Raw genomic sequence first — 22,031 nt, 5'->3', positions numbered from 1 at the left:
GTACCACGATGGGTATCGACTACAACAAGAAGCCGTCCGCTCCGCAATCCCGGGATACCGGCAGCACCTCGGGTGTGAGCCTGCAGAAGCTGACACTCACCAAGACCGAGCGGGCGGTCACCCTCACCAAGTCGGGCGATCACCAGGGCGCGATGCGGGTGAACCTGAACTGGACGAGCGGAGCACCGCGCAAAACCGGCTTCCTGGCGAAACTGGCGGGCACGGGTGGGGGGATCGATCTGGATCTGGGGTGCCTCTACGAGCTCGCCGACGGATCCAAAGGCGTGATTCAGGCCCTGGGCAACAGCTTCGGACGATTGAACGAGCCGCCCTTCATCGCATTGGACGCCGACGACCGCACCGGAGCAGCGACCGGTGGCGAGAATCTGCACATCAACCTCGAGCGCTCCGAGGCGTTTCGGCGGATCCTGATCTTCGCGATGATCTACGAAGGCGCAGCGAATTGGGCTGCCGTGGACGGGGTCGTGACGATGTATCCGACTTCGGGTCCCCAGATCGAGGTCCACTTGGATTCGGCGGTCAGCGGTGCGCGGATCTGCGCGATCGCGTTGCTGGCCAATACCGGCCAGAGCATGACGGTGCAGCGCGAAGTCGAATACGTCACCGGCAACCAAGCCGACCTCGACCGCGCATACGGGTGGGGTTTGAGGTGGGGAGCCGGCAGCAAATGACCGTATCTTGTGCTGCTGCCCGCCCCCTGAGGACCTTCCTTCGCGAGCCGGTGCCGAGGTGAGCGTGTGCTGACCGTCGCGAGCTTGCTGCTCGGCATCGTCGTTGTCCTGCTGATCACCGCCTTGACCGGCTACTTCGTCGCGCAGGAATTCGCGTATATGGCCGTCGACCGGTCACGGCTGAAGGCTCGCGCGGAAGCAGGCGATACAGCTGCCGGTCGCGCCCTGGCCGTCACGCGGCGCACCTCGTTCATGCTCTCGGGCGCACAGCTCGGTATCACCGTCACCGGGCTGCTGGTGGGATACGTCGCCGAACCGTTGATCGGCCGCTCGCTGGGCGCGCTGCTCGGCGGCGTCGGTATTCCGACCGCGGTCGGCGTCGCTGTCGGCACGGTGCTGGCGATCGTGTTCTCGACCATCGTGCAGATGCTCTTCGGTGAACTGTTCCCCAAGAATCTCGCTATTGCCCGGCCGGAACCGGTGGCGCGGTGGCTGGCGATGTCCACCACGCTGTATCTGAAGTTGTTCGGCTGGCTGATCTGGCTGTTCGACCAGTCCTCCAACCTGCTGCTGCGAGCGTTGCGGATCGAACCGGTGCACGATGTCGAACACTCGGCCACCCCCCGCGACCTCGAACACATCGTCGCCGCCTCCCGCGACGCCGGGGAGCTGCCGCGCGAATTGTCGACGCTGCTGGACCGCATCCTGGATTTCCCCTCCGCTACCGCCGAGCACGCCATGATTCCCCGCTCGCGGGTCGGCACCGTCCATATCGACGATCCGGTCTCCGAGGTGCTGGGACGCATGGGCTCCGGCCACACCCGCTACCCCGTCGTGGGCGAGTCCAGTGACGACCTCCGGGGGGTCGTCCATCTGCACGACCTGCTCGATGGCCCACCCACCGGCACCGCAGGCGAGCGGATGCGGCCCGCGGTGCTGGTGCCCGAGTCGCTGGCGCTGCCCGAGGTCGTCGCCCGATTGGGCGCGGCCGAGGAGGAGATGGCACTGGTGGTCGACGAATACGGCGGGTTCGCCGGAATCGTCACCGTCGAAGACATCGCCGAGGAGCTCGTCGGCGAGATCGCCGACGAGCACGACCCCGGTACCGGGATCGAGATCCTCGCCGAGGGCGAGGGCTGGCTGATCGCCGGCGACGTGCACCTCGACGAGGTCGAACGCCGGCTGGAGCTCACCCTGCCGGAAGGGGACCACGAAACCCTCGCCGGTCTCGTCATCGCGGAATTCGGTGGCCTGCCCGATGTCGGCGACGAGGTGGCGATCCCGTTGCCGCGCAACGGCGCCGAGTACGCCGACGGGCAGCCCCCCGGCACCCGCACCCTGGTCGCGCGGGTCCGGGCGCTCGGCCACCATGTGCCGTCGTCGGTGTTCGTGACCGTTCGCGTTGGAGCCGGAGGCGAGCGCCGATGAGTAATCCCTTGACCGTCACCGCGATCACCATTCTGTTGATCGCGTCCAGCGCGTTCTTCGTCGCCGTGGAGTTCGCGCTCATCGCCGCTCGCCGGCACCGGCTCGAGGACGCCGCTCCGGAGAGCCGTGCCGCACGCGCGGCGCTGCGCAGCGCCTCGGAGCTGTCGGTGCTGTTGGCCGGCTCCCAGCTCGGCATCACCGTGTGCACCCTCGCCCTGGGTGCGATCACCAAACCCGCCGTGCACCACTGGTTGACTCCCTGGTTCGAAAACCTCGGTGCTCCACTGTGGTTCGCCGATGTCGCGGGATTCGGGCTGGCGCTGATCATCGTGACGTTCCTGCACCTGGTGGTGGGGGAGATGGCGCCGAAGTCGTGGGCGATCGCGCATCCGGAGAAGTCGGCGACCATGCTGGCGATCCCGATGCGGGGGTTCATGTGGCTGACCCGGCCCCTGCTGACCGCGTTGAACCAGATGGCGAACCGGTGCCTGCGCAAGGTCGGGGTCACCGCGGTCGACGAGGTCGAAGCCGGGCAAGACCCGGACGCCCTGCGGCACCTCGTGGAGCACTCCGCCACCGTCGGAACCCTCGACGAGCGCTACCACGGCAATCTCACCAGCGCGCTGGAACTGGAAAGCCTCACCATCGCCGATATCGTCCGGCCCAACCCCGCACCCAGCGCCGTCACCCCCGACGCCGATCCTGGCACGATCCAGCAGACCTCCCGGGCAACCGGCCACCTGCGGCTGCTGATCCGAGAGGGGAACGCGATTCACGGCATGGTCCACGTGCGCGACAGCCTCACCGCTGCGCCGGGCACCAGGGCCGAGGATCTGATGCGGCCCGTGCTGACCATGTCCACCGCCGTGCCGGTCTATGAAGCCCTGCGGACGATGCGCGAAGCCCACAACCACCTGGCTGTGGTCACCCAGCCCGGTACCGGGCACCTGGTCGGGCTGGTCACCATCACCGACGTGTTGCAGCGCCTGCTTCCCAGCGCCGCCGACGTCCGGTGATCCCGGCTCGGCTCGGCCGAGGCCGGCGATGAGCCGACAGCGTCGAACGCGTGAACCGTACAGTGGTACGTGCTAGTGTTCTGATGCGCTCGCAGAGGGCGACATGAACTGTCTCGGAACAACTTTGGATCGAGCCGTGATCCTCGGACTCTGCGGGTGCACGGCGTGCCGAACCTCGGCCGTCACAGTGATCGATAGGAGAGATCGTTATGGGTGTCAGTCTGTCCAAGGGTGGCAACGTCTCGCTGAGCAAAGCGGCGCCCGGCCTGGCCAAGGTGTCCGTCGGTCTCGGCTGGGATCTGCGCAGCACCACCGGCACCGACTTCGACCTCGATGCCAGCGCCATCGCGCTCGGCGCGGACAAGAAGGTGGTCTCCAACGGGCACTTCGTCTTCTTCAACAACCTGAAGTCGCCCGAGGGCGCCATCGAGCACGCCGGCGACAACCGCACCGGTGCGGGCGAGGGCGACGACGAGGTCATCAACGTCGACCTGGTGAGTACCCCGCCGACCATCGACAGCATCGTCTTCCCGGTCTCGGTCTACGACGCCGAGACCCGCCAGCAGTCCTTCGGCCAGGTCCGCAACGCCTACATCCGCGTGCTGAACCGCGACAACGGCGAGGAGCTGGCTCGCTACGACCTGTCCGAGGACGCCTCCACCGAGACCGCCATGGTCTTCGGTGAGCTCTACCGCAACGGCGCCGAGTGGAAGTTCCGCGCCGTCGGCCAGGGCTACGCGACCGGGCTCACCGGTATCGCCAGCGACTTCGGTGTGACCCTCTGACCGCCGAGGACATGAGGAGGAAGCGATGAGCGCAGGTGGGCACGAGCAGAACCTCGGGCCGGCAACAGCGGCGCCGGCCGGAATCGGGCGCCGCGCCGCTGCCAGGTTCATCGACTGGATCATTGCCGCGATCGTGGGCGGCATCCTGTTCTGGCTGCTGGGCAGGACGACCGGACTGCCGGGATGGGCCTCGATCCTGCCCGGCGCGGGATTCGGGTTCCTCTACTTCGTGGGATTCGAAGTCGCCACCGGCTCGACCCCGGGCAAGAAGATCCTGGGGTTGCACGTCTACGGCGCCGCCGGAGCCGCGAAGCCCAGCGTCGTGGAGTCGGCCAAGCGCAACGCGTACATGCTGTTGAACCTGATCCCGTGGATCGGCGGGCTCCTGTGGTTCGGCTCGGCCATCGCGATCGCCGTCACGGTGAGTGCGAGTTCGACGAAACAGGGCTGGCACGACAGCTTCGCCGGTGGCACTCGGGTGGTCACGGACTGACCAGGGGGGTCCACGGCATCCGTCCGGGAGCCGCGCTCGCGTTCTGGTCGAGCACCTGCTGCTCACAGGGAGCCCGACGAGTGCGATGGGCTGGAATGGTTCGGCTCCGCCGGTGAGCCACTGCCCGCTGTACGACCGGTGATCGGTGACGGTGGGGATCGAGCAGCCGGGGTCAGTGGCCCATCGGATCGGCGAGGGCGAGCCCCTCGCGCGCCTTGATCCGGCGATGCTCGAGCAGCAGCCACGCCGAGCCGCCGAGTATCCCGATCGCGCACAGGATCGCGGCGATGATCGCCCACCCGTTGAATCCGTAGGCCGCGGCGGTCAGGCTCCCGCCGAGCGCAACGATTCCGAGCGCCCACAGGATGATGCCCGGGATGTTGAATCCGTCCTGAATTCCCTCTCCCGCATGGCTTCTCGTTGTTCGGGACCGATCGGGGGCGAAGTTGTCGTTGTCGCGCTCGGAGGTGCCGGGATCTCGCATGGGGAACTCCTCGGGTCGGGTTCGCTCAGCCGCGCTGCGCGGCCGGTCTTGCGGATGGCGATGCGCCGGAGGCGCTGTTCAGCCGCGCGGTGGCGCGCTCGGCCTCGGTCGCGGGATCGATCACCAGCAGCCGCAGCCGCTGCTCGTCGGAGCCGAATACGTACATGACTCCGGCCGGTTGGTCCGGAAGCGGGCCGTCGACCTCGATCCCGTCCGGCGCGTCGATACTCCGCTGGGAGAGGCTCAGCGCGTTCCAGTCGAAGGCGACGCGCAGAGTCGGGCCGAGCCGCGGCGTGAGCACGGCGATCAGGTCGTGCAGCTCGCTGGTGAGGTTTCCGGTCCGCGGCCACCAGGCGCCGTCGACGCGCTCGGACGGGTCGTCCCGGTCGCGGAGCCGTAATCGCGGGGTGCGGGTCGGGGCCGCGAAGGGTTGCCTGCCGTCCGCGTCGGCCCGCGCGCGGCCGAGCCCGTGCTCGGTCGCACCACCGTGCGGCGGCGGCGTCATCCTCACCCCCCGGTCCATGCCCGCGCTCCGGCCGCGCCGCGGCCGCCCTCGCCGTCCCAGCGGGCGGTCGCTGTCGCGGCCTGTTCCCGCGCGAGACCACCCGCGAGGCCGGCGGCGGTGAGTTCGGCTCCGGTGTACTCGCGCCCGGGCGGCGCACCGGCCGTGCTCAGCAGGGAGCCTGCGATCGCCGGGGCGGCATCGACGGGGATGACCAGCAGCAGAACGCGGCGGCGGTCGACGCCGAGCACTCCGAGGGTGCCCCTGGCCGGTCCGTACCCGTACCCGTCCAGGCGCACCGACCGCCCGTCGAGCAGCATCCGCTTCGGTGCGGGCTGCCAGGCAGCCAGGTCGTAGGTGACCCGCTCCACCGCGCCGAGGCGTTCGACGAGGCAGGGCGCGAGGGCGCGCAGCTCGGCGACGAGGTCGAGCGTGCGCGGCCACCAGGCGCCGTCGACCAGCCCGGGGCGGGGTGGGCGCACCGGCGCCGAGCGCACCGCGGGTCTCGGAGCGGGGTGGAGCGCGAGCCGGGTGGCGTGCCGTGCGGAGATGGATTCGAGCTGTGGCGTCGTCATGACGCTCCTGACCGGGACCCGCGAGAAGGGATCCCTGCTTCGTCGGCCGAGTGACGACGGGAACAGCGGTGCTCCCGGTCGAATTCTCCCGACCGGCACAAGCCTACTCGCGTGTAGGCTCGAGGGTATTCGGCCTGGCAATTCGCGCGCTACCAGCAGAGGTCGCGCCGCCCCCGGATTCACCCGCCGGCCCTCCGGCCGGTACAGGAGCGTCCGATGACGCCACGTGCCCCACACCTGCAGCTCCACCCCGATCCGAGCAGCTACCTCGACGCGACCTGGTGGCCCGAATCAACCGATCTCGCAACCGAGCTCCCCGATCTGATCACCGCGCTGCAATTGCGGGCTGGGCCGATCTGGCGCGTCGTCTACGACCCCGCGCTGTGGTCGCCGGCCGAACGCGATCTGGTGCTGGACGAGCGCGTCATCCGGCTCGACCCGTACCCGTTCGAGATGTTCGGGACCGTGTACGTGTGCGGGACGAACGGCTCGGTCGTCGTGATCCAGGCCGTTCCGGTCGCCGCGCCCGAGCCGACCGGCGCCGGCCCGCAGCCCCGGCCGGTCACCGACCACGCCGCGATGGGCGTCGCTCCCGCCCTCTGATCGCCGTCAGCGCATGATCGGCAATCTGTAATGCACAGCGTTCAGCACCTGTCTGAGTAACATTTGGGAACTGCCAGCGATCTTCCAGACAACATCAACTCAGGAGGTTCGACCATGCTTTCTGTGAAGCGGCTCGCCGCGAGTGCCGTCGTCGCCACCGCTACCGGCGCCGCCGTGCTCGCCGGGAGCGGCGTTGCCCAGGCGGATGTGCCGGTGTGGCAGGCGAACTGCCGCGTCTACAACATCTTCAACACCGGCGGAATGGCCATGTGTGAGCTGCCGACCTGGCATCAGGTGAAGCTGACCTGTGTGGCCTGGCCGGTGCCGTTCACCTATTGGAAGTACGGGCCGATCCAGTACGGGCAGAACCAGTCGTGGGCGGCGTGCGACTCGTTCAACGCGCTGACGCGGGTCGAGGTCATCCAGGCGTAACCCGCGGCGAGCCCGCCGCCGCGACCGGGGGTGGCGGGCTCCGGCACAATTCGGGCGTGTCGATGCATCTGATCGAAGACCTGGTCGAGGGGTCCGTTCGCGCGCTCCATGCCACCGGGGAGCGGGGGTGGCGGGATCATTTCGTCGCGCTCTACGACTTCCAGTCGGGGTACGACTGCAAGTTCACGCACTTCCGGTTGATGGAGATCCTGCTGGAACACGGGCACACGCACCGATTTTCGGTGAGCGAGCACCCGGATCGCGCACAGCTCGGCGAAGCGCTGGACGCAATCGAGGAGTTCACGGCGCTGTCGGACAGCGACAGCGACTCCGACTGGCTGGAGCAGGGTTACCTGGACCCGCCGTACCTGTACTGCGATGCGGGCACCGAACTCTGGCGGCGGATGGTGCCGGATGCGCGGCCGGTCGAGCGACTGGGGCTGGCGCGGGTGGTGCGCGATGTGGCGCTCGCGGCGGAGAACCAGAAGGACATCGAGCTGATCGCGGTCTGGCACGTGCTCGGGTACGACATCTTCACCCCGCTCGACCCGCGCGACGACCCGGACACCGCCGCGATCAGGGAGATCGCCGTCCGGACGAAGGCCACCGAGTTCCCGCTCCCGGACGGCTACCGGCCCTCGCCCGATATCTGGCAGGACGAGGAACTCGAGCACTGGTGGGCCGGACAGTGACCTCTCACGAGCCCTCCCGGACCGACCGCCCGGCACCGTAGGGTTACCCCCATGGTCTCCACCGAGAATTCCGAGCAGGCCCGGGCGATCATCGAGACGTACCTGCTCGACGGCGAGCGGCGGTACGACCGCACGAGGGTCGCGGAGCTGGCCGGGGTCGAGCCGGAGACGACGCGGCGGCTGTGGAGCGCGCTCGGCTTCCCGGCGGGGGCGGACGACGCGGTGGAGTACACCGATGCCGATGTCGCCGCGGTGCGCGGGTTCCGCGGCCTCGCGGTGTTCGAGGAGACCGATTCGCGGGCGGCCGCGGCGGCGGCGCGCACGCTCGGGCAGAGCATGGCGCGGCTCGCCGAGTGGCAGGCCGAGCTGGTGGCGTCGGAGATCCTGGAGCGTTCGGACGGGTCGGCCGGAAGTATCCGTGCGGCAACGGAATCGGCGGTGGCGCAGTTCGAGGAGTTGCAGAGGTACGCGTGGCGGCGGCATCTCGCGGCGGCGATCACCCGGTCGCTGGACGGGAACGGGAGCGAGGACAGCACCCGGACGCTGGCGGTCGGCTTCGCCGACATGGTCGGCTACACGCGGCTCACCAGGCACCTGCACCCGGACGAGCTCGGCATGCTGCTGGAGGCGTTCGAATCGACGACGACGGCCGCGATCACGCAGAACGGCGGCTGGGTGATCAAGAACGTGGGCGACGAGGTCATGTTCGCGGCGGAGACGCCGCTGCAGGCGGCGAAGATCGCGCTGGCCGTCCAGGAGTCGACCATGATGGTCGGCGGCACGCCGGAGCTGCGGGTCGCGGTCGCCTACGGGCCCGCGCTGCAGCGCTTCGGCGATCTCTACGGCTCGGTCGTGAACATCGCGGCGCGGCTCACCGGCGTGGCGCGGCCGGGCACGGTGCTGATCGACGACGCGACGGCGAGCGCGCTGGCCGACGAGCCGCAGTTCTCGATCCGGCACCTGCGCAGCGTGCGGGTGCGCGGCTTCAACCGGCTGCGCCCGCACGTGCTGCGCACCCGCGAACGGCGCTGATCCTAAGCTCGTCCGGATGGATACCGACTGGGCGACCCTGCGGCGCGCGTGCCTGCTCTTCGAGGACGACGCGGTGCTGGCGTTGAACAAGCCCGCCGGGATCTCGGTGACCGGGGAGCGGCACGACACCGACCTGGTCGAGCTGGCCCAGGCAGCGGGCGAGACGCTCTACCCGGTGCACCGCATCGACAAGGTGACCTCCGGGCTCGTCCTGCTGGCCAGGGAGCTGGCCGCGCACGGGCCGCTCACCAAGCAGTTCGCGGCGCGCACGGCGGTCAAGTCGTATCTCGCGGTGGTCACCGGTGCCGATCTGCCCGACCACGGGGTCATCGAACTGCCGCTCGGCGTCGGCCGGAAGAACCGGGTGCGGATCGCGGCGCCGCGCGAGGCGATCCGGCGCATCGACGACCGCTGGTCCGTGGCGGACGGCGATCTACTGCCCGGCAGGAACTACCCGTCGACGACGCAGTTCCGCACCGTGCACCGGGCGGGCGAGCGGGCCGTGCTCGCGATCCGCCCGATCACCGGCAGGCGGCACCAGATCCGCGTGCACCTGGCCTGGATCGGCCACGCCCTGGTCGGCGACCCGCTCTTCGACCGCGGCGGAACGGAGCCGCGCACCGCCCTGCACTCGTGGAAACTGCACCTCGACCACGAGCCCGCCCCCCTCGACCTCACCGCCGACCCGGGCGCCGACTTCTGGGCAAGTCTCCCCGGCGCGCACTCGGACCAGGTACTTCGCGCTGCCGAGGCAACGCAGACCGCATGACCGGGTAACCGGTGACACGTGACCCCGACCACTTCCTCACCCACCGTGTCCCACCTCACCGTGGTCCCGGATCACCCCCTGTTCTAGCCTGGAAGAGCCCGGTCTCCGGGCGGCTCCCGACGCAACGATGCGGTCTTCCGCGGAAGGCGATACGCCGATGATCCTGGTGGCCCAGGTCAGCGACACCCACTTCGATCTCGGCGCCCGCAATGCCGAACGGGCGGCGCGGGTCCTCGCCCACCTGGCCGAGCTCAGGCAGCCGCCCGCGGCCGTCGTGCACACCGGTGACATCACCGACGCGGGCAAGCCGGAGCAGTACGCCCAGGCCGCACAGGCGCTGCGCACCGATCTCCCGCTCTTCCTCGCCCCTGGCAACCACGACGACCGCGCCGCGCTCCGCGCCGACCTGCTCGGCACCCGTCCCTCCGACGACGAGCTGAACCAGGTGCACCGGGTCGGTGAGCTGACCATCGTCCTGCTCGACTCCAGCGTCCCCGGCCAGCCGGGCGGCCGGCTGAGCGCCGACACCTACGCCTGGCTGCGCGCCACCCTCGCCGACGGCGACGGCCCGGTCCTGCTGGCGCTGCACCACCCGCCGGTCCGGGTGCACAGCCCCATCGTCGACTCGACGCCGCTCGCGGACCCGGCGCCGCTGGCCGCCGTCGTGGCGGGCAGCGCCCGGATCGCGGGGGTGCTCACCGGCCACGCGCACTCCCCGATCGCGGCGCAGTTCGCGGGCAAGCCGCTGGTGATCGGCCCGAGCACGGCCTCGGTGCTGCGCGGGGAGTGGGAACTGGACGCCCCGAACCACGTGATGGACTACGCCCCCGACCCCGGCTATGCGCTGCACGTCGTCGATCGCGCGCAAGACGGGTCATATCGCCTGGTCACGCACTTCCGGACGGTCCCGGCGGGCGGCCGGGTCAGCGTGCAGCCGGACTGATCCGCGCCGTTTACCGCTCCGGGCGCGGGGCAATCGGGGGAGGAATCAGCGACGACGCTCCCCGAACCGATGGAAAGGGCCGAGCATGCCCAGCCTCACGCTGCCCACTCTCACCTCCCCCGCCCCGGTCGCCAAGGTGGCGGAGATCCCGGCGGCCGCGCTGCGCGGCGCCTTCGCCATCGGCGCCCGGCTGCGGCACGCCCGGGTCTTCCACCCGGACGGCCTGGACCTGGCGGGCAGGCTGCACGCCGAGCCCGAGTTCGAGGCGCTCTTCGGCTCCGGCGAGCGCGCGGTGATCGCCCGGCTCTCCAAGGGCACCGGCACCCCGAGCGGCTGGCCGGACATCCTCGGCCTCGCCTTCCGGGTACTCGACCACGACGACAAGCCGTGGGACTTCGCGCTCGCCACCACCGGCGAGAGCCTGGTCGGGCGGCTGCTGGTGACGCTGACCCGCGGCTGGGGCAGCGCCCGGTACGGCAGCCTGGTGCCGTACCGGTTCGGCGGGTCCAACCCGATCTGGATCTTCGCCGAGCCCGACCCGGGCCAGCCGAGCTCGGCCTCCATCGCCGACCTCGCCGAGCACCTGCGCGACAACCTGGCCACCTTCCGGCTCTACGCCTCCGGCCTCGGGGTGCCCAGGCAGCACATCGCCACCCTCGCGCTGCGCCTCGCCGAGCCCGCCGAGCAGCGCACCGACTACTTCGACCCGATGCTGAACGCCCCGCAGAACGTGGTCATGGTGCCGAAGGCGATCGGCCGGATCCGCGAGATCGCCTACACCGGCAGCCGCCGCGGCCGCGGCGAAGGGGCGTGATCGCACAGGGGCGAGTCCGACGAGCCCCGTTCGCGACTACCGGGGGCCGCGAACACGCCCGGCGGAGCCGGGCCGAACCCGTCGGTACACGGCGGGCGTCAGCCCGGTCCAGCGCTTGAAAGCGTGGATGAACGTGGAGGATTCGGCATAGCCGAGCCGGATCGCCACGTCGCTCACCGACAGCGGGGTCGCGGTGAGCATCTCCTCCGCGAGCGCCCGACGCACCTCGTCGAGCAGCGCGCGGTAGCTCGTGCCCGCGGCGTCGAGCTTGCGCCGCAGCGTGCGGGTGCTCATGGCCAGGTCCCGCGCCACGGCGTCGATCCCGGGCGGCGCGGTGAAGCCGACGGCGTCGCCGGGAACCAACCGCGCCCTGACCTCGGCGGCGATCCCGGTGCGCGCCCTGCGGCGGTGCACCAGGTCGCGGCACTGGTTCAGGCACATGGCCCAGGTGTTCGGGTCGGCCAGCGGGAGCGGCTGGTCCAGGACGCGCGGGTCGACGGCGAAGAGGTTCTCCGGGCGGCCGAAGGTGGGGTCGATTCCGGTGACGGCGCGCAGCGGCGCCGGATCCCGCGGCGCGGGATAGTGGAATTCGGCCCTGGTGAGCGGGAGCGGGCGGCCGATCAGGTCGCTCATCATGCGGTGCATGGCGGCGACGTCCCGCTCGACCAGGAAGCGCCGCACGTCGGCGGGGACCGCCTCGTCGTGGACCACCGCGACGAACTCGCCGCTGCTCCAGTGCGCCACCGGGATACAGAAGGTGAAGGAGAGCTCCAGGTAGCGCAGCGCGAGCTCGATCGCCTCGCCGAGCGTCGGGCTGCTGACGCAGGCGAAGCCGAAGATGCCGAAGGTGGTGATCCGGTAGCGCGACCCCACCCGCACCCCGAGCGCGGGGTGATCGTCGAAGGCGCGCACCAGATTGCGCACCACGGCGAGCTCGGTGCGCGCGTCGATCTGCGCGTCCGGGTCACGGACCAGAGCCGGGGTGAGCCGCGTCCCCGCCAGAATCCGGGCCGCGGGCACGCCGTGCTCCGCGGCGTAGCCTGCCATCAGCGCTACGCTCGCCACCCCGCGCGGAAAATTCCAGTCGCGGACGCCCGGATCGAGTACCCGCCCCACGCCGCACATTATGTCCGGGCGACCCCGCTCCGGTCCGCGGGATGGCCGGATCGGTGCTCACCAGGACAGCTCGGTGCACCGCTTCGCGCTGTCCGTGCTCTCCACCTGCAGCGTCGCGTGCTCGATCCGGAACCGCTCGGCGAGCACGTGCTGCGCGGCCCGGAGCACATCGTCGCCGGAGTACCCGGCCGCGGTCGTGATGTGCGCGGAGGCCACCTCCATGCCGGAGGTGAGCGTCCAGACGTGCAGGTCGTGCACGTCGGCCACGCCGTCCAGCCCGGCGAGCGCCGCGGCGACCTCGGCGACGTCCAGCTCCTCCGGGCTGTGCTGGAAGAGGATCCGCAGCGACCGCTTGGCCAGCAGGTACGTGCGGGGCAGCACCCAGAGCCCGATCGCGACGCCGACGATCATGTCCGCGTAGCGCCACCCCGTGGTCAGCGTGACGATCGCGGAGATCAGCACGCCGACCGAGCCGAGCAGATCGGCCAGCACCTCCAGGTAGGCGCCGCGCACCGCGAGGCTCTCCTCCGCGCCCGAGCGCAGCAGCAGGAAGGCGGCGACATTGGCGACCAAGCCGATCGAGCCGACCACGAGCACCGGCACCGCGGGCACGTCCGGCGGCTCGCCGATCCGCGAGATCGCCTCGTAGAGCACGTAACCCGCGACGCAGAAGAGCAGCAGCGCGTTCGTCAGCGAGGCGAAGACCTCGGCCCGGTAGTAGCCGAAGGTGCGGCTGAGGGTCGGCCTGCTCCGCTTGGCGAAGAGGATCGCGGTCAGCGCCATGCCGATGCCGAGCACGTCGGTGAAGACGTGCGCGGCATCGGAGAGCAGCGCCAGCGAGCCGGTGGCGATCGCGACGGCGCCCTCGGCCAGCATGACCACCAGCCCGATGCCGAGTGCGAGCGCGAGCCGCACGACGTACTTCGCGGAGGCGCTCTCCGCGTGTGCGAGCCCTGGTCCGTGTGCGTGATCGTGTCCCACCGGTCAAAAATATGCGTACATGCGCATGGATGCAAGACCTACGTGGCTGGCAGACTTGTCCCGTGAACGAACTGTCCCCGAGCGCCACCGCCGCGGCGCACGGCCCGCTGCGCCCCATCGAGCTGGCAACGGGGGCGGTACTCGGCGGCATGACGGTCGGGTTGATCACCGTCGGCGCGGTGGTGCCGTTCGCGGCCGCGCTGCAGATGGTGGCCGCGGTGCCGCTCGGCATGATCGCGCACCGCTACCGGCTGCGCGCGCTCGCCACCGCCTCGGTGGCCGCCGCGCTGGTGACCTTCGTCGCGGCAGGCGTCGCGCCCGCCGTCGGGCTGGCCGCGACGGCGACGCTCGGCGGCATCATCGGCATCGTCAAGCGCCGCGGCGGCGGGCTGTTCACCGTGCTCGGCCTCGCCACGCTCACCGGGGTGGTCTGGGCGGCGTTCTCGGTCGGCATGCTCTTTCTCTTCGCGCCGCTGCGCGAGCTCTTCTTCGACACCATCCGCAACACCAGCCGCGGGCTGGCGAACCTCACCGCGCGGCAGCCCTGGTCCGAGGCGGTCGGCCGGTGGATCGCCGACGGCGCCGACCTGGTGCTGCGCTGGTGGTGGCTGTTCATCGGCGTCAGCGTGCTCGCGGGCATGCTGGCCGCCGCCGCGCTCTCCTGGTACGTGCTCGGCGAGGTGCTGGAACGGCTGGCCTGGCTGCCGAGCCGGGATCGCCTGGACGCCCCGCCGGACGACCGCCCGATCGCGCCGCTGCCGGTCACGCTGCACGGCGTCGCCTACCGCTACCCCGGCGCCACCGCCGACGCGCTGCACGGCATCGACCTCACCGTGGCGGAGGGCGAGTTCGTCGCCGTCGTCGGGCACAACGGCTCCGGCAAGTCCACGCTGACCAGGCTGCTCGCGGGCAGGCCGCCGACGGCGGGCGCGGTCTCCCGGCCCGGCTCGGCCGGGCTCGGGCACCTCGGCGGCACCGCGCTGGTGCTGCAGCGGCCGGAGAGCCAGACGCTCGGCGTGCTCGTCGCCGACGACGTGGTCTGGGGGCTCTCCGCCGAGCGCGCCGCCGAGGTCGACGTGGACGCGCTGCTCACCGAGGTCGGGCTGGCCGGGTTCGGCGAGCGGGAGACCGCCGCGCTCTCCGGCGGCCAGCAGCAGCGGCTCGCGGTGGCCGCGGCGCTGGCCAGGCGGCCCGCGCTGCTCATCGCCGACGAGGCCACCTCGATGATCGACCCGCAGGGCAGGCGCGAACTCGTCGCGCTGCTCGGCGGGCTGCCGAAGCGGCACCCGATGGCCGTGGTGCTGGTGACCCACCACGAGGCCGACGCCGCGGCCGCCGACCGGGTGGTGCACCTGGCCGACGGCCGCACCGTCGAGCACCTGCCGAGCTGGCGCCGGCCCGCCGACGACCGGCGCAGCGCGCCCATGGGCCGGCCGGTGCTCGAGCTGCGCGACGTGCGGCACACCTACAACCGCGGCACCCCGTGGGAGGCGCCCGCGCTGCACGGCATCGACCTGACCGTGCGCCGCGGTGAGGCGCTGCTCGTCGTCGGCGGCAACGGGTCGGGCAAGTCGACGCTGGCCTGGATCATGGCCGGGCTGGTCGAGCCGAGCGCGGGCCGCTGCGACCTCGCGGGCAAACCGGTGAGCAAGCAGATCGGGCGGGTGGCGCTGGCCTTCCAGCACTCCCGGCTGCAGCTGCAGCGGCAGCGGGTCGGCGAGGAGATCGCGGACTGGGGCGGCCGGGCCACCGGTTCCGGCGCGGTCGGGCAGGCGCTGGACGCCGTCGGGCTGGACCGGGCGATGGCCGCGCGCTCGATCGAAGAGCTCAGCGGCGGCCAGGCCAAGCGGGTGGTGCTCGCCGCGATCGTGGCGAGCGGGCCGCAGGTTGTGGTGCTGGACGAGCCGCTCGCCGGGCTGGACCCGCAGGGCCGCGCCGACATCGTCGAGCTGCTCGCCCGGCTGCGCGACGCCGGGCACACGCTCATCGTCATCTCGCACGACGTGGACGACATGGCCGCCGTCTGCGACCGCACCGTGCACCTCGAGCAGGGGCGCATCCCGGAGACCGCGCACGACCCGGTGCCGGAGCCCGCGCCGCGGTTCCGGCCGGGCACCGCGCTCGGCCTGGACGGAGGGCAGCGATGAGCCTGGTGTTGTTCCGCCGGGTGCCCGGCGACAGCCCGGTGCACCGGCTCTGGGCCGGGACCAAGATGGTCGCCGCGTTCCTGATCAGCCTGCTGCTCATGGTGCTGCCGTCCTGGCCGGTGCTCGGCGCGCTCGCGGCGTTCCTGGTGCTGATCGGGGTGGTCGCCCGGCTGCCGCTGACAACACTGCCCCGGCTGCCGTGGTGGTTCTGGGGCCTGGTGCTGGCCGGCGCTCTGCTCAACCTGCCGATCGGCACCCGCGCGGTGCTCGGCTTCCTGCAGATCTTCGCCTTCGGCATGATTCTGCTCGCGGCGTCGTTCCTGATCGCCTGGACCACCCCGATGGGCGAGATCGCGCCCGCGCTGGCCCGGCTCGGCAAGCCGCTGCGCCGCCTGCGGCTGCCGGTGGACGAGTGGGCCGTCGTGGTCGCGCTCACCCTGCGCAGCCTGCCGCTGCTGCTGGAGGAGATCAGGGTGCTGCGCGCCGCCCGCAAACTCCGGCCGCGCACCGGGGTGGTCCCGCGCGCCGACGACAACCCGCTGGTCGACATCCTCACCGCCGCCATGGCGGTCGCCACCCGCCGCGCCGCCGAACTCGGCGAGGCGATCACCGCACGCGGCGGGACCGGCATGCTGACCGCGCACCCCAGCGCCCCCGGCCGGGCGGACGCCATCGCCATCGCGATCGTCGTCGCGGTCTGCGCGGGCTCGGTGGGGCTGACGCTCGCGCTGTGAAGCGGGACATCGCCGGTCTCGCGCGGCCCGGGGGCCGGTGGCACTCGCGCTGCCGAGCGGAACCCGACATCGCCGCTCAGCGGCGCAATGGCTCCCGTGCCTTCTCCAGCGCCACCTCGACCCGCGCCCCGAGCTCGGCGGCCAGCCGCTCCGGCGTCCCGGAGACCGCCTCCACCACGTGCGTCCGGGTGACGAGGTACCGCCCGTCCTCGCGATCGACGACCTGCAGCACCTCGCCGCCCTCCTGCCACCCGTCCAGCGCGGGCCCGATATCGACCCGGATCTCGGTGTAGCAGCGGTGCGGCCCCTCCAGCAGGCGAACCGCCTGCTCGCGCGGGGTCAGCGCGTGCGAACGGCCGCGCAGCCCGTTCCCGTCCGCCCGCAGCTCCTCCGGGTGCGCCCGGAATCCGGGCCCGGTTCCCGGCGCACACTCCGGCAGCACCGCGAGCACCCGCCGCACCACGTGCGCGTGCGGCCGCAGGGCGAGCACGATGGAACCGTCCTCCTCCTGCGTGGCGAGCGCGCCGAGATCGTTGTCGATCCCCGCGCTCATCCGCAGCCGCCGCTCCCCCGGCAGGTGCCCGAGCAGCTCCACCCGCACCAGCGGCTCGACCAGCGCGTGCAGCGCGCGGAACATGGTGTCGTCCGCCCGCAGCCGCTCGTAGAGCGCCCCCGCGGCGGCGGCCCGCTGCTGCTCGAACTCGAATTCGGTGGCGGCGGTGCTTGTCAGCGTGAGCGGAAAGGGCAGCCGGTCGCGGTCCATGGCCCGCCACGCCACATGGAACTCCAGCGCGCTGAGCCGCCAGGCATTCGGCGGCATCAGTCGCCCCCGATCACCGGCGGCACCGTCTTCTGATCCTGCGGAAGCAGCTCCTCCTGCACCCGGCGCAGGTAGTCGGGTGCCTGGTGCTCCTGGTCGTCGTCGCCCTTGCCGCGGGCACCGGACATCGGCATCCCCATCATGCCGCTCCGGTTCCCGGCCTGGTTCGCCGTCCGCGCCGCCGCGGCTGCCGCGGCCTGGTCCGGCACGACGGTGCCGGGGATGCTGCGCCCCGGCGCCGGAGTCGCCGTCGGCGTGCCGGGCGAGCCCGGGGTCGACGGGCTGGACGGGGTGCCGGTGCGGGTCGGATCGGTGGCGGTCGGCGTCGTACTCGACGGCACCGTGCCGGCCGGAACCGTCGAGTTCGGCGACTGGCTGGTCGGCTGATCCGTCGAGTTGTCGTCGGTATCGCGGCCGGTGTCGGTCGAGGTGCTCTCGTCCTCGGTATCGGTGCTGGTACCGGGGTCGTCCGTGGTCGACGGATCGGCGCCGGGATCGGTGCCATCGGTACCCTGCTGATCCGGGTCGCCGGTCTCCGACGGGCTGCCCGGAGTGCCGGTGGACGGCGTCCCGGTACCGCTCGGCGTCCCCGGCGGCAGCCCACCACCACCGGACTGCTCCGGCGCACCCGGCACCGCGGGCCCCGGAATCCGCGGCACATTCGTATCCGACTGTGTCGCCACCGGCTTGTAGACGGTGTCCATCACCTCGCGCGCCCGATTCTGCGCGTTCTCCGACCGCCCCTCGTACGCCATCGACATGGCCGCGCTCGCACTCGAGCCGACGACGGGAACAGCGCTGACGACCGCCGACGCGATCGACCCCGGCTTCTCCGGCGGATGCGGCATCTGCGCCACCACCTGGTTGAAGCCGGTATACGCCTCCTCCACCTTGTTCGCGACCAGCATCGCGGCCTGCTTCAGGTGATCGGTCCTGGTCACGTACTCCGTCACCTTCAGCTTGGCGGCCTCCGCGGCCAGCCCCGTCCACCCCTCGTCGACCTGGCCGACGATAGTGGCCCGGAATGCCTCCGCCGCGGCGGCGGTGTCCTCCGCCAGCTGCCGCCACGAGCTCACGCTCTCGTACATCTCCCCCGGCCGCATCGACTGCACGAACGCCATGATCTCCTCGTGCGACATCCCGAGGAAGTTCTCCATCACCCCCGGCCCGAGCACCTGCGGCGCGAACTCACCGGTGAACCCGGAGCTCAGCCCCGCGTTCTCCGAGTAGATCCGATCCCGCGACCGATTCCCCTCGTCCTGCGCATCCCGCTGCGCGTCCGAGGTGTCGACGGTGGAGTCGAAGACCTGCCCGACCTTCCGGCCGAGCGCCTCCCCGACCCGGTCGTTCCCCGGCAGGAACTCCCCGACCCGCCCCATGAAGTCCGTGATCCGAACCATGATCCCCTCCCGGCTGACCGACGCGATGTCCCCTGTGCCATCGCCGTACGAGCTCTGTAGAACATATCGTGCCCCCGGTCCACCGACTATTCGGTCCGCTTTTTCCCACCTGCGCGCGAATTGCGAACAGTTTGCCTTTCACAATCGGCCCCGAGTTCCCGCGACACGCCGACCGCAACCCGTATCACCTGCGCATAGCACCCGGCGTGCGACTATAGGTCACGGCTATGGGCCACGACGCTCGCCATGGGGGCAGAAACATACCCGCTGATTCGGTATGCCGAGAGCCATAACCCGGGGTACGGTGGCGCTCAGGAGTAGCTGTAAACAGGCTTGATTCGTGGCTCCATTCCGCACTCCGGGGGGATAGGTATCCGTCGTGCGGTTGTGCGCGCCACTCATACGTGCTGGAGATGGGACCCTGGAATGATTCTGCGCAAAATCGCTGCGGTCGTCGCGCCGCTGCTCACCGTCGTCACGGTCGGGGCCGGCGTCGCGTACGCCGACACCCCGACGCCGGACGTCGGGTACGAGGTGAAGATGGTGGACGGGAAGGTCGTCACCGGTCTGACGAACGGCACCTTCGCGGTCACCGGAGAGGCCGTCGAGATCAAGGACGCGACCGGCGCCGTGCTGGTCACGCTGCCGCTCACGTTCCGGCAGGACGCCAAGGAGTACCCCCTGCCGCACGCCGTCAGCGCCGACAGCCGGGTGCTCGAGCTGACCCCGGTGAAGAACGAGGCGGCCGCGCGGCCGGTGCAGGCGCTCCCGGTGGCCTCGCCGATGGAGAACATGCGGGCGCAGAACGCGTTCCTCGGGCACTTCGGCATCGCCACCGCGATCGGCGGCTTCATCGGCACCGCCCTCGGCGCGCTGGTCGGCCTCCTCGGATTTGCCGGTGGTCCGGCGGGCATCGCGACCGTGACCGCGGGCGCGGCCATCGGCGGCCTCATCGGCACCATCGTCGCGGGCGGCCCGACGCTGATCGTGGCGGGCATGGAGCTGCTCAACACGCTCAACGCCCCGCCCGGCACCACCCCGTTCGCCGACGTCCACGCCACGAACTGACCGACTACCCGACGAAGCCGGCACCGCACGCGGTGCCGGCTTCGTCGTGGGTGGACGTTCAATGCTCCTTGCGCACAGCCTTCTTCGCCGCGTCCTGCGCCGAATCGACCTTGTCCGCATACTTGCCTCCGGTCCGGTCGTCCACCAGATCACCGGCCTTGTCGATGACGTCGTCGACCTTGTCGGAGTTCTGCCGGGCCAGATCCAGCGCCCGGTCGGCCAGGTTCTTGAAATCCATCGTGCGCTCCTCGCATCGAGACAACCGTGCCCGACAGCGTACCGAGAGCAACCCGATTCAGTCCGCGCCGAGCCAGGCCGGGTGCCAGAGCCTGCCCGCCTCCGTCCACTCCATGAAGCGGACGGTGCCGCTGATCTCCGGCTCCACCCACACCGCCTCCCTGCGCTCGTCAGCGGTGAGCGCGTTGTCGAACGGCGGGGTGCGGCGCTCCCGCCCTTTCAGCCGTTTCGCGAGGTCGGTAAGGTCGTTCTCGTCGAAGCCGGTGCCGACCCGGCCCGCATAGTAGAGCCCGCCGTCGTGCGGTATCCCGACCAGCAGCGACTTGAAGCTGCGCGCCTCGCTGCGCCGCCAGCCGCCGACCACGACCCGCTGCGTTCGCCAGTTGCGCTGCTTCACCCAGGCGTGCCCGCGCTTTCCGGGCAAATACACCGAATCGCCGCGCTTGGCGAGCACCCCCTCGAACCCGCGCTCCCGGCTGTGCTCGACGGCCGCGGCGCCGGGGCCGTCGAGCAGCGGCGGCACCCGCAGCCCGGGCACCGTCTCGGCCAGCGCCTCCAGCACCCGCCGCCGGTCGGTCCAGCGCTTGCGCAGCAGCGAGGTGCCGTCCAGGAAGAGCAGGTCGAAGGCGATGAAGACGGCGGCGACCGGATCCGCCCGCATCAGCGCGAGATTGGCGCTGCCGTGCTCGTCGAAGACCACCGCCTCGCCGTCCAGCACCACCCGGTGCCCGGCGAGATCGCCCGCCAGCGCGGCGATTCCGGGGTAGCGGTCGTTCACCGTGCTCCCGCGCCTGCTGCGCAGCGTGATCCGCTCGCCGTCGAACTCCAGGATGATCCGGAAGCCGTCCCACTTGGTCTCGAAATGCCAGTCGGGGCCGTCGATCTCGGCGACCTCACCGGAGGTGGCGAGCATCGGCGCGAGCCCGCGCGGCAGGTCGGCGCCCGCCGGCTGCTCGCGCATGAGGTGCATGAGCCACTGGTTCCCCCTGGTCCGGATGAGCGCGTAGCGGCCGGTCAGCCGCTCGCCGCTGAACCGGACGATCACCTCGTCGTCGCGCCACTTCTCGGTCTCGTAGGTGCCGGAGTCCCAGATCGTCATCTCGCCGCCGCCGTACTCGCCCTTCGGGATGGTGCCGTGGAAGGTCAGGTACTCCAGCGGGTGGTCCTCGGTGTGCACGGCGAGCCGGTTCTGCTCGGTCGAGGTGGGCGGCCCCTTCGGCACCGCCCAGGAGACCAGCACGCCGTCACGCTCCAGCCGGACGTCCCAGTGCAGCCTGCGCGCGTGGTGCTCCTGCACCACGTAGCGGTTGCCTGGCCCCGGCGCCGGGCGGGCGGCGGGCACCGGCTCGGGGGTGCGGGCCGGGTCGCGCATCGCGCGGTACCTGGCCAGCGCGTCGGGGCCGATCTCGTCCAGGCCGTCGAGCAGATCCCCGTCGGCCAGGTAGCGGGCGAGCACCTCGTCGAAGCGCAGGTGCCGCAGCGTCGCCGCGTCCTCGATCTCGGCCCACGAGCGCGGCGCGGCGGCGTTCGGCTCGGCGCGGCCGCGCAGCGAATAGGGGGCGATCGTCGTCTTGGCGGCGTTGTTCTGGCTCCAGTCCAGGAAGACCTTTCCCGGCCGGGCGGACTTGGCCATGGTGGCGGTCACCAGCTCCGGGTGCAGCCGCTCCAGATTGGTGGCGACCTGCTTGGCGACGGTGGAGGCCCCCGCCGAACCCACCGGCCGCTCCAGCGGCACGTAGAGGTGCATCCCCTTGCTGCCGCTGGTGACCGGGTAGCTCCGCAGCCCGATGTCGGAGATCAGCTCGCGGACCAGGCAGGCGACCCGCGCGCACTCGGCGAGCCCGGCGCCGGGGCCGGGGTCGAGGTCGAAGACGAGGCGGGTCGCGGGCCCCCGCTCGTCGCCGTCGAAGCGCCACTGCGGCACGTGCACCTCCAGCGACGCCTGCTGGCCGAGCCAGGCCAGCCCCGCCTCGGAGTCCACCAGCGGGTAGGTGACCGAGCGGTCGGAGTGCTTCAGGGTGCGGCGATCCAGCCACGCGGGGGCGTGCGCGGCCAGGTTCTTCTCGAAGAAGGACGGGCTGCCGATGCCGTTCGGCCAGCGCTTCCTCGTCACCGGGCGGCCGGCGATGTGCGGGAGCATCGCCGGCGCCACGGCCGCGTAGTAGGCGATGACCTCGCCCTTGGTGGTGCCGGTCTCCGGATAGAGCACCTTGTCCAGGTTGCTCAGCTCGACCGGGACCCCACCGAACTCACGGCGGGCCACCTCGG

Annotated in this window: 24 protein-coding genes; 15 read left to right on the top strand and 9 right to left on the bottom strand. The window is 71.3% G+C overall.

All coding sequences use genetic code 11. The features are described from left to right. Positions 1–8 precede the first annotated feature (8 nt). The 5 genes from ACFO0B_RS21000 (at position 9) to ACFO0B_RS20980 (ending at position 4,414) form a co-directional block, all read left to right on the top strand. On the top strand, positions 9–692 hold the full coding sequence (locus ACFO0B_RS21000; protein WP_378614226.1) for a TerD family protein: 684 nt from the start codon (positions 9–11) through the stop codon (positions 690–692). A gap of 66 nt (positions 693–758) precedes the next feature. Then, positions 759–2,120 carry a hemolysin family protein gene (locus ACFO0B_RS20995; RefSeq protein WP_378614225.1) on the top strand — a complete coding sequence of 454 codons (1,362 nt, stop codon included), beginning with the start codon at positions 759–761 and terminating at the stop codon, positions 2,118–2,120. After that, positions 2,117–3,136 (top strand): hemolysin family protein, encoded by a 1,020-nt coding sequence (locus ACFO0B_RS20990; protein ID WP_378614223.1) that lies wholly within the window; start codon positions 2,117–2,119, stop codon positions 3,134–3,136. Before ACFO0B_RS20995 ends, ACFO0B_RS20990 begins: the two co-directional genes overlap by 4 nt. Before the next feature lie 209 nt (positions 3,137–3,345). Next, on the top strand, positions 3,346–3,921 hold the full coding sequence (locus ACFO0B_RS20985) for a TerD family protein (RefSeq protein ID WP_378614222.1): 576 nt from the start codon (positions 3,346–3,348) through the stop codon (positions 3,919–3,921). A gap of 25 nt (positions 3,922–3,946) precedes the next feature. Next, positions 3,947–4,414, top strand: a complete 468-nt coding sequence (locus ACFO0B_RS20980) for an RDD family protein (RefSeq protein ID WP_378614221.1) — start codon at positions 3,947–3,949, stop codon at positions 4,412–4,414. A 172-nt stretch (positions 4,415–4,586) separates the two neighbouring features. Here ACFO0B_RS20980 and ACFO0B_RS20975 read toward each other — a convergent pair whose 3' ends face one another. The 3 genes from ACFO0B_RS20975 to ACFO0B_RS20965 are packed head-to-tail and all read right to left on the bottom strand — an operon-like array spanning position 4,587 to position 5,975. Further along, a complete protein-coding gene (locus ACFO0B_RS20975) occupies positions 4,587–4,898 on the bottom strand; it encodes a hypothetical protein (RefSeq protein ID WP_378614220.1) in 312 nt (103 codons plus the stop codon). 25 nt (positions 4,899–4,923) lie between these two features. Then, positions 4,924–5,421 (bottom strand): DUF5994 family protein, encoded by a 498-nt coding sequence (locus ACFO0B_RS20970; RefSeq protein WP_378614218.1) that lies wholly within the window; start codon positions 5,419–5,421, stop codon positions 4,924–4,926. Continuing rightward, positions 5,406–5,975 (bottom strand): DUF5994 family protein, encoded by a 570-nt coding sequence (locus ACFO0B_RS20965; protein ID WP_378614217.1) that lies wholly within the window; start codon positions 5,973–5,975, stop codon positions 5,406–5,408. Before ACFO0B_RS20965 ends, ACFO0B_RS20970 begins: the two co-directional genes overlap by 16 nt. A 216-nt stretch (positions 5,976–6,191) precedes the next feature. On the opposite strand from ACFO0B_RS20965, the gene ACFO0B_RS20960 reads away from it, so the two are divergent. The 7 genes from ACFO0B_RS20960 to ACFO0B_RS20930 all read left to right on the top strand — a co-directional run bounded on the left by ACFO0B_RS20960 (position 6,192) and on the right by ACFO0B_RS20930 (position 11,260). Then, entirely contained in the window at positions 6,192–6,578 is a 387-nt protein-coding gene (locus ACFO0B_RS20960) for a DUF5994 family protein (RefSeq protein ID WP_378614216.1), read from the top strand. Positions 6,579–6,692: 114 nt separating this feature from the next. Then, on the top strand, positions 6,693–7,010 hold the full coding sequence (locus ACFO0B_RS20955; RefSeq protein ID WP_233015920.1) for a hypothetical protein: 318 nt from the start codon (positions 6,693–6,695) through the stop codon (positions 7,008–7,010). A 56-nt stretch (positions 7,011–7,066) separates the two neighbouring features. Further along, complete coding sequence (locus ACFO0B_RS20950; protein WP_378614215.1) at positions 7,067–7,702, top strand: hypothetical protein; 636 nt, start codon at positions 7,067–7,069, stop codon at positions 7,700–7,702. A 51-nt stretch (positions 7,703–7,753) separates the two neighbouring features. Next, positions 7,754–8,734, top strand: coding sequence for an adenylate/guanylate cyclase domain-containing protein (locus tag ACFO0B_RS20945; RefSeq protein ID WP_378614214.1), 981 nt, complete (start codon positions 7,754–7,756; stop codon positions 8,732–8,734). A 16-nt stretch (positions 8,735–8,750) separates the two neighbouring features. Beyond that, positions 8,751–9,503 (top strand): RluA family pseudouridine synthase, encoded by a 753-nt coding sequence (locus tag ACFO0B_RS20940; RefSeq protein WP_378614213.1) that lies wholly within the window; start codon positions 8,751–8,753, stop codon positions 9,501–9,503. Between the two features lie 157 nt (positions 9,504–9,660). Then, positions 9,661–10,446: a metallophosphoesterase gene (locus ACFO0B_RS20935; RefSeq protein ID WP_378614212.1), complete on the top strand. Its 786-nt coding sequence runs from the start codon at positions 9,661–9,663 to the stop codon at positions 10,444–10,446. An 85-nt stretch (positions 10,447–10,531) separates the two neighbouring features. Beyond that, positions 10,532–11,260: a phosphodiesterase gene (locus tag ACFO0B_RS20930; protein WP_378614211.1), complete on the top strand. Its 729-nt coding sequence runs from the start codon at positions 10,532–10,534 to the stop codon at positions 11,258–11,260. A gap of 36 nt (positions 11,261–11,296) precedes the next feature. On the opposite strand, the gene ACFO0B_RS20925 is transcribed toward ACFO0B_RS20930, so the two are convergent. Together ACFO0B_RS20925 and ACFO0B_RS20920 are read right to left on the bottom strand one after the other, a co-directional pair. After that, positions 11,297–12,376 (bottom strand): AraC family transcriptional regulator, encoded by a 1,080-nt coding sequence (locus ACFO0B_RS20925; RefSeq protein WP_378614210.1) that lies wholly within the window; start codon positions 12,374–12,376, stop codon positions 11,297–11,299. A gap of 57 nt (positions 12,377–12,433) precedes the next feature. Beyond that, complete coding sequence (locus ACFO0B_RS20920; protein WP_378614209.1) at positions 12,434–13,357, bottom strand: cation diffusion facilitator family transporter; 924 nt, start codon at positions 13,355–13,357, stop codon at positions 12,434–12,436. A gap of 149 nt (positions 13,358–13,506) precedes the next feature. Between ACFO0B_RS20920 and ACFO0B_RS20915 the strand changes: the two genes are divergently transcribed. Together ACFO0B_RS20915 and ACFO0B_RS20910 are read left to right on the top strand one after the other, a co-directional pair. Continuing rightward, positions 13,507–15,504: an ABC transporter ATP-binding protein gene (locus ACFO0B_RS20915; RefSeq protein WP_378614573.1), complete on the top strand. Its 1,998-nt coding sequence runs from the start codon at positions 13,507–13,509 to the stop codon at positions 15,502–15,504. Next, positions 15,501–16,238, top strand: a complete 738-nt coding sequence (locus tag ACFO0B_RS20910; RefSeq protein WP_378614208.1) for an energy-coupling factor transporter transmembrane component T family protein — start codon at positions 15,501–15,503, stop codon at positions 16,236–16,238. The genes ACFO0B_RS20915 and ACFO0B_RS20910 overlap by 4 nt, the downstream gene beginning before the upstream one ends. Before the next feature lie 76 nt (positions 16,239–16,314). Here ACFO0B_RS20910 and ACFO0B_RS20905 read toward each other — a convergent pair whose 3' ends face one another. Both ACFO0B_RS20905 and ACFO0B_RS20900 read right to left on the bottom strand, forming a co-directional pair. Next, the gene (locus tag ACFO0B_RS20905; protein ID WP_378614207.1) at positions 16,315–17,058 is read right to left on the bottom strand and encodes an ESX secretion-associated protein EspG; all 744 of its coding nucleotides are present in this window, start codon (positions 17,056–17,058) and stop codon (positions 16,315–16,317) included. After that, positions 17,058–18,458 (bottom strand): PPE domain-containing protein, encoded by a 1,401-nt coding sequence (locus ACFO0B_RS20900; protein ID WP_378614206.1) that lies wholly within the window; start codon positions 18,456–18,458, stop codon positions 17,058–17,060. Before ACFO0B_RS20900 ends, ACFO0B_RS20905 begins: the two co-directional genes overlap by 1 nt. A gap of 426 nt (positions 18,459–18,884) precedes the next feature. Here ACFO0B_RS20900 and ACFO0B_RS20895 point away from each other — a divergent pair, with 426 nt between their 5' ends. Then, on the top strand, positions 18,885–19,526 hold the full coding sequence (locus ACFO0B_RS20895) for an ammonium transporter (RefSeq protein ID WP_378614205.1): 642 nt from the start codon (positions 18,885–18,887) through the stop codon (positions 19,524–19,526). Positions 19,527–19,584: 58 nt separating this feature from the next. Here ACFO0B_RS20895 and ACFO0B_RS20890 read toward each other — a convergent pair whose 3' ends face one another. Both ACFO0B_RS20890 and ACFO0B_RS20885 read right to left on the bottom strand, forming a co-directional pair. Further along, a complete protein-coding gene (locus ACFO0B_RS20890; protein ID WP_378614204.1) occupies positions 19,585–19,764 on the bottom strand; it encodes an antitoxin in 180 nt (59 codons plus the stop codon). Positions 19,765–19,821: 57 nt separating this feature from the next. Further along, positions 19,822–22,026, bottom strand: coding sequence for an ATP-dependent DNA ligase (locus tag ACFO0B_RS20885; protein WP_378614203.1), 2,205 nt, complete (start codon positions 22,024–22,026; stop codon positions 19,822–19,824). Positions 22,027–22,031 lie beyond the last annotated feature (5 nt).

This window comes from Nocardia jiangsuensis, from assembly GCF_042650385.1.
GTDB lineage: Bacteria > Actinomycetota > Actinomycetes > Mycobacteriales > Mycobacteriaceae > Nocardia > Nocardia jiangsuensis.
Note: the sequence above shows the minus strand (reverse complement) of the source record. Positions and strands in the feature narration are given on the sequence as shown.

Coding starts and splice junctions, on each gene's coding strand:
- ACFO0B_RS20900 (WP_378614206.1), bottom strand. CDS start 18,458: ATGGTTCGGATCACGGACTTCATGGGGCGGGTCGGGGAGTTCCTGCCG.
- ACFO0B_RS20985 (WP_378614222.1), top strand. CDS start 3,346: ATGGGTGTCAGTCTGTCCAAGGGTGGCAACGTCTCGCTGAGCAAAGCG.
- ACFO0B_RS20935 (WP_378614212.1), top strand. CDS start 9,661: ATGATCCTGGTGGCCCAGGTCAGCGACACCCACTTCGATCTCGGCGCC.
- ACFO0B_RS20980 (WP_378614221.1), top strand. CDS start 3,947: ATGAGCGCAGGTGGGCACGAGCAGAACCTCGGGCCGGCAACAGCGGCG.
- ACFO0B_RS20955 (WP_233015920.1), top strand. CDS start 6,693: ATGCTTTCTGTGAAGCGGCTCGCCGCGAGTGCCGTCGTCGCCACCGCT.
- ACFO0B_RS20910 (WP_378614208.1), top strand. CDS start 15,501: ATGAGCCTGGTGTTGTTCCGCCGGGTGCCCGGCGACAGCCCGGTGCAC.
- ACFO0B_RS20965 (WP_378614217.1), bottom strand. CDS start 5,975: ATGACGACGCCACAGCTCGAATCCATCTCCGCACGGCACGCCACCCGG.
- ACFO0B_RS21000 (WP_378614226.1), top strand. CDS start 9: ATGGGTATCGACTACAACAAGAAGCCGTCCGCTCCGCAATCCCGGGAT.
- ACFO0B_RS20905 (WP_378614207.1), bottom strand. CDS start 17,058: ATGCCGCCGAATGCCTGGCGGCTCAGCGCGCTGGAGTTCCATGTGGCG.
- ACFO0B_RS20940 (WP_378614213.1), top strand. CDS start 8,751: ATGGATACCGACTGGGCGACCCTGCGGCGCGCGTGCCTGCTCTTCGAG.
- ACFO0B_RS20970 (WP_378614218.1), bottom strand. CDS start 5,421: ATGGACCGGGGGGTGAGGATGACGCCGCCGCCGCACGGTGGTGCGACC.
- ACFO0B_RS20890 (WP_378614204.1), bottom strand. CDS start 19,764: ATGGATTTCAAGAACCTGGCCGACCGGGCGCTGGATCTGGCCCGGCAG.
- ACFO0B_RS20915 (WP_378614573.1), top strand. CDS start 13,507: ATGACGGTCGGGTTGATCACCGTCGGCGCGGTGGTGCCGTTCGCGGCC.
- ACFO0B_RS20960 (WP_378614216.1), top strand. CDS start 6,192: ATGACGCCACGTGCCCCACACCTGCAGCTCCACCCCGATCCGAGCAGC.
- ACFO0B_RS20930 (WP_378614211.1), top strand. CDS start 10,532: ATGCCCAGCCTCACGCTGCCCACTCTCACCTCCCCCGCCCCGGTCGCC.
- ACFO0B_RS20975 (WP_378614220.1), bottom strand. CDS start 4,898: ATGCGAGATCCCGGCACCTCCGAGCGCGACAACGACAACTTCGCCCCC.
- ACFO0B_RS20990 (WP_378614223.1), top strand. CDS start 2,117: ATGAGTAATCCCTTGACCGTCACCGCGATCACCATTCTGTTGATCGCG.
- ACFO0B_RS20895 (WP_378614205.1), top strand. CDS start 18,885: ATGATTCTGCGCAAAATCGCTGCGGTCGTCGCGCCGCTGCTCACCGTC.
- ACFO0B_RS20945 (WP_378614214.1), top strand. CDS start 7,754: ATGGTCTCCACCGAGAATTCCGAGCAGGCCCGGGCGATCATCGAGACG.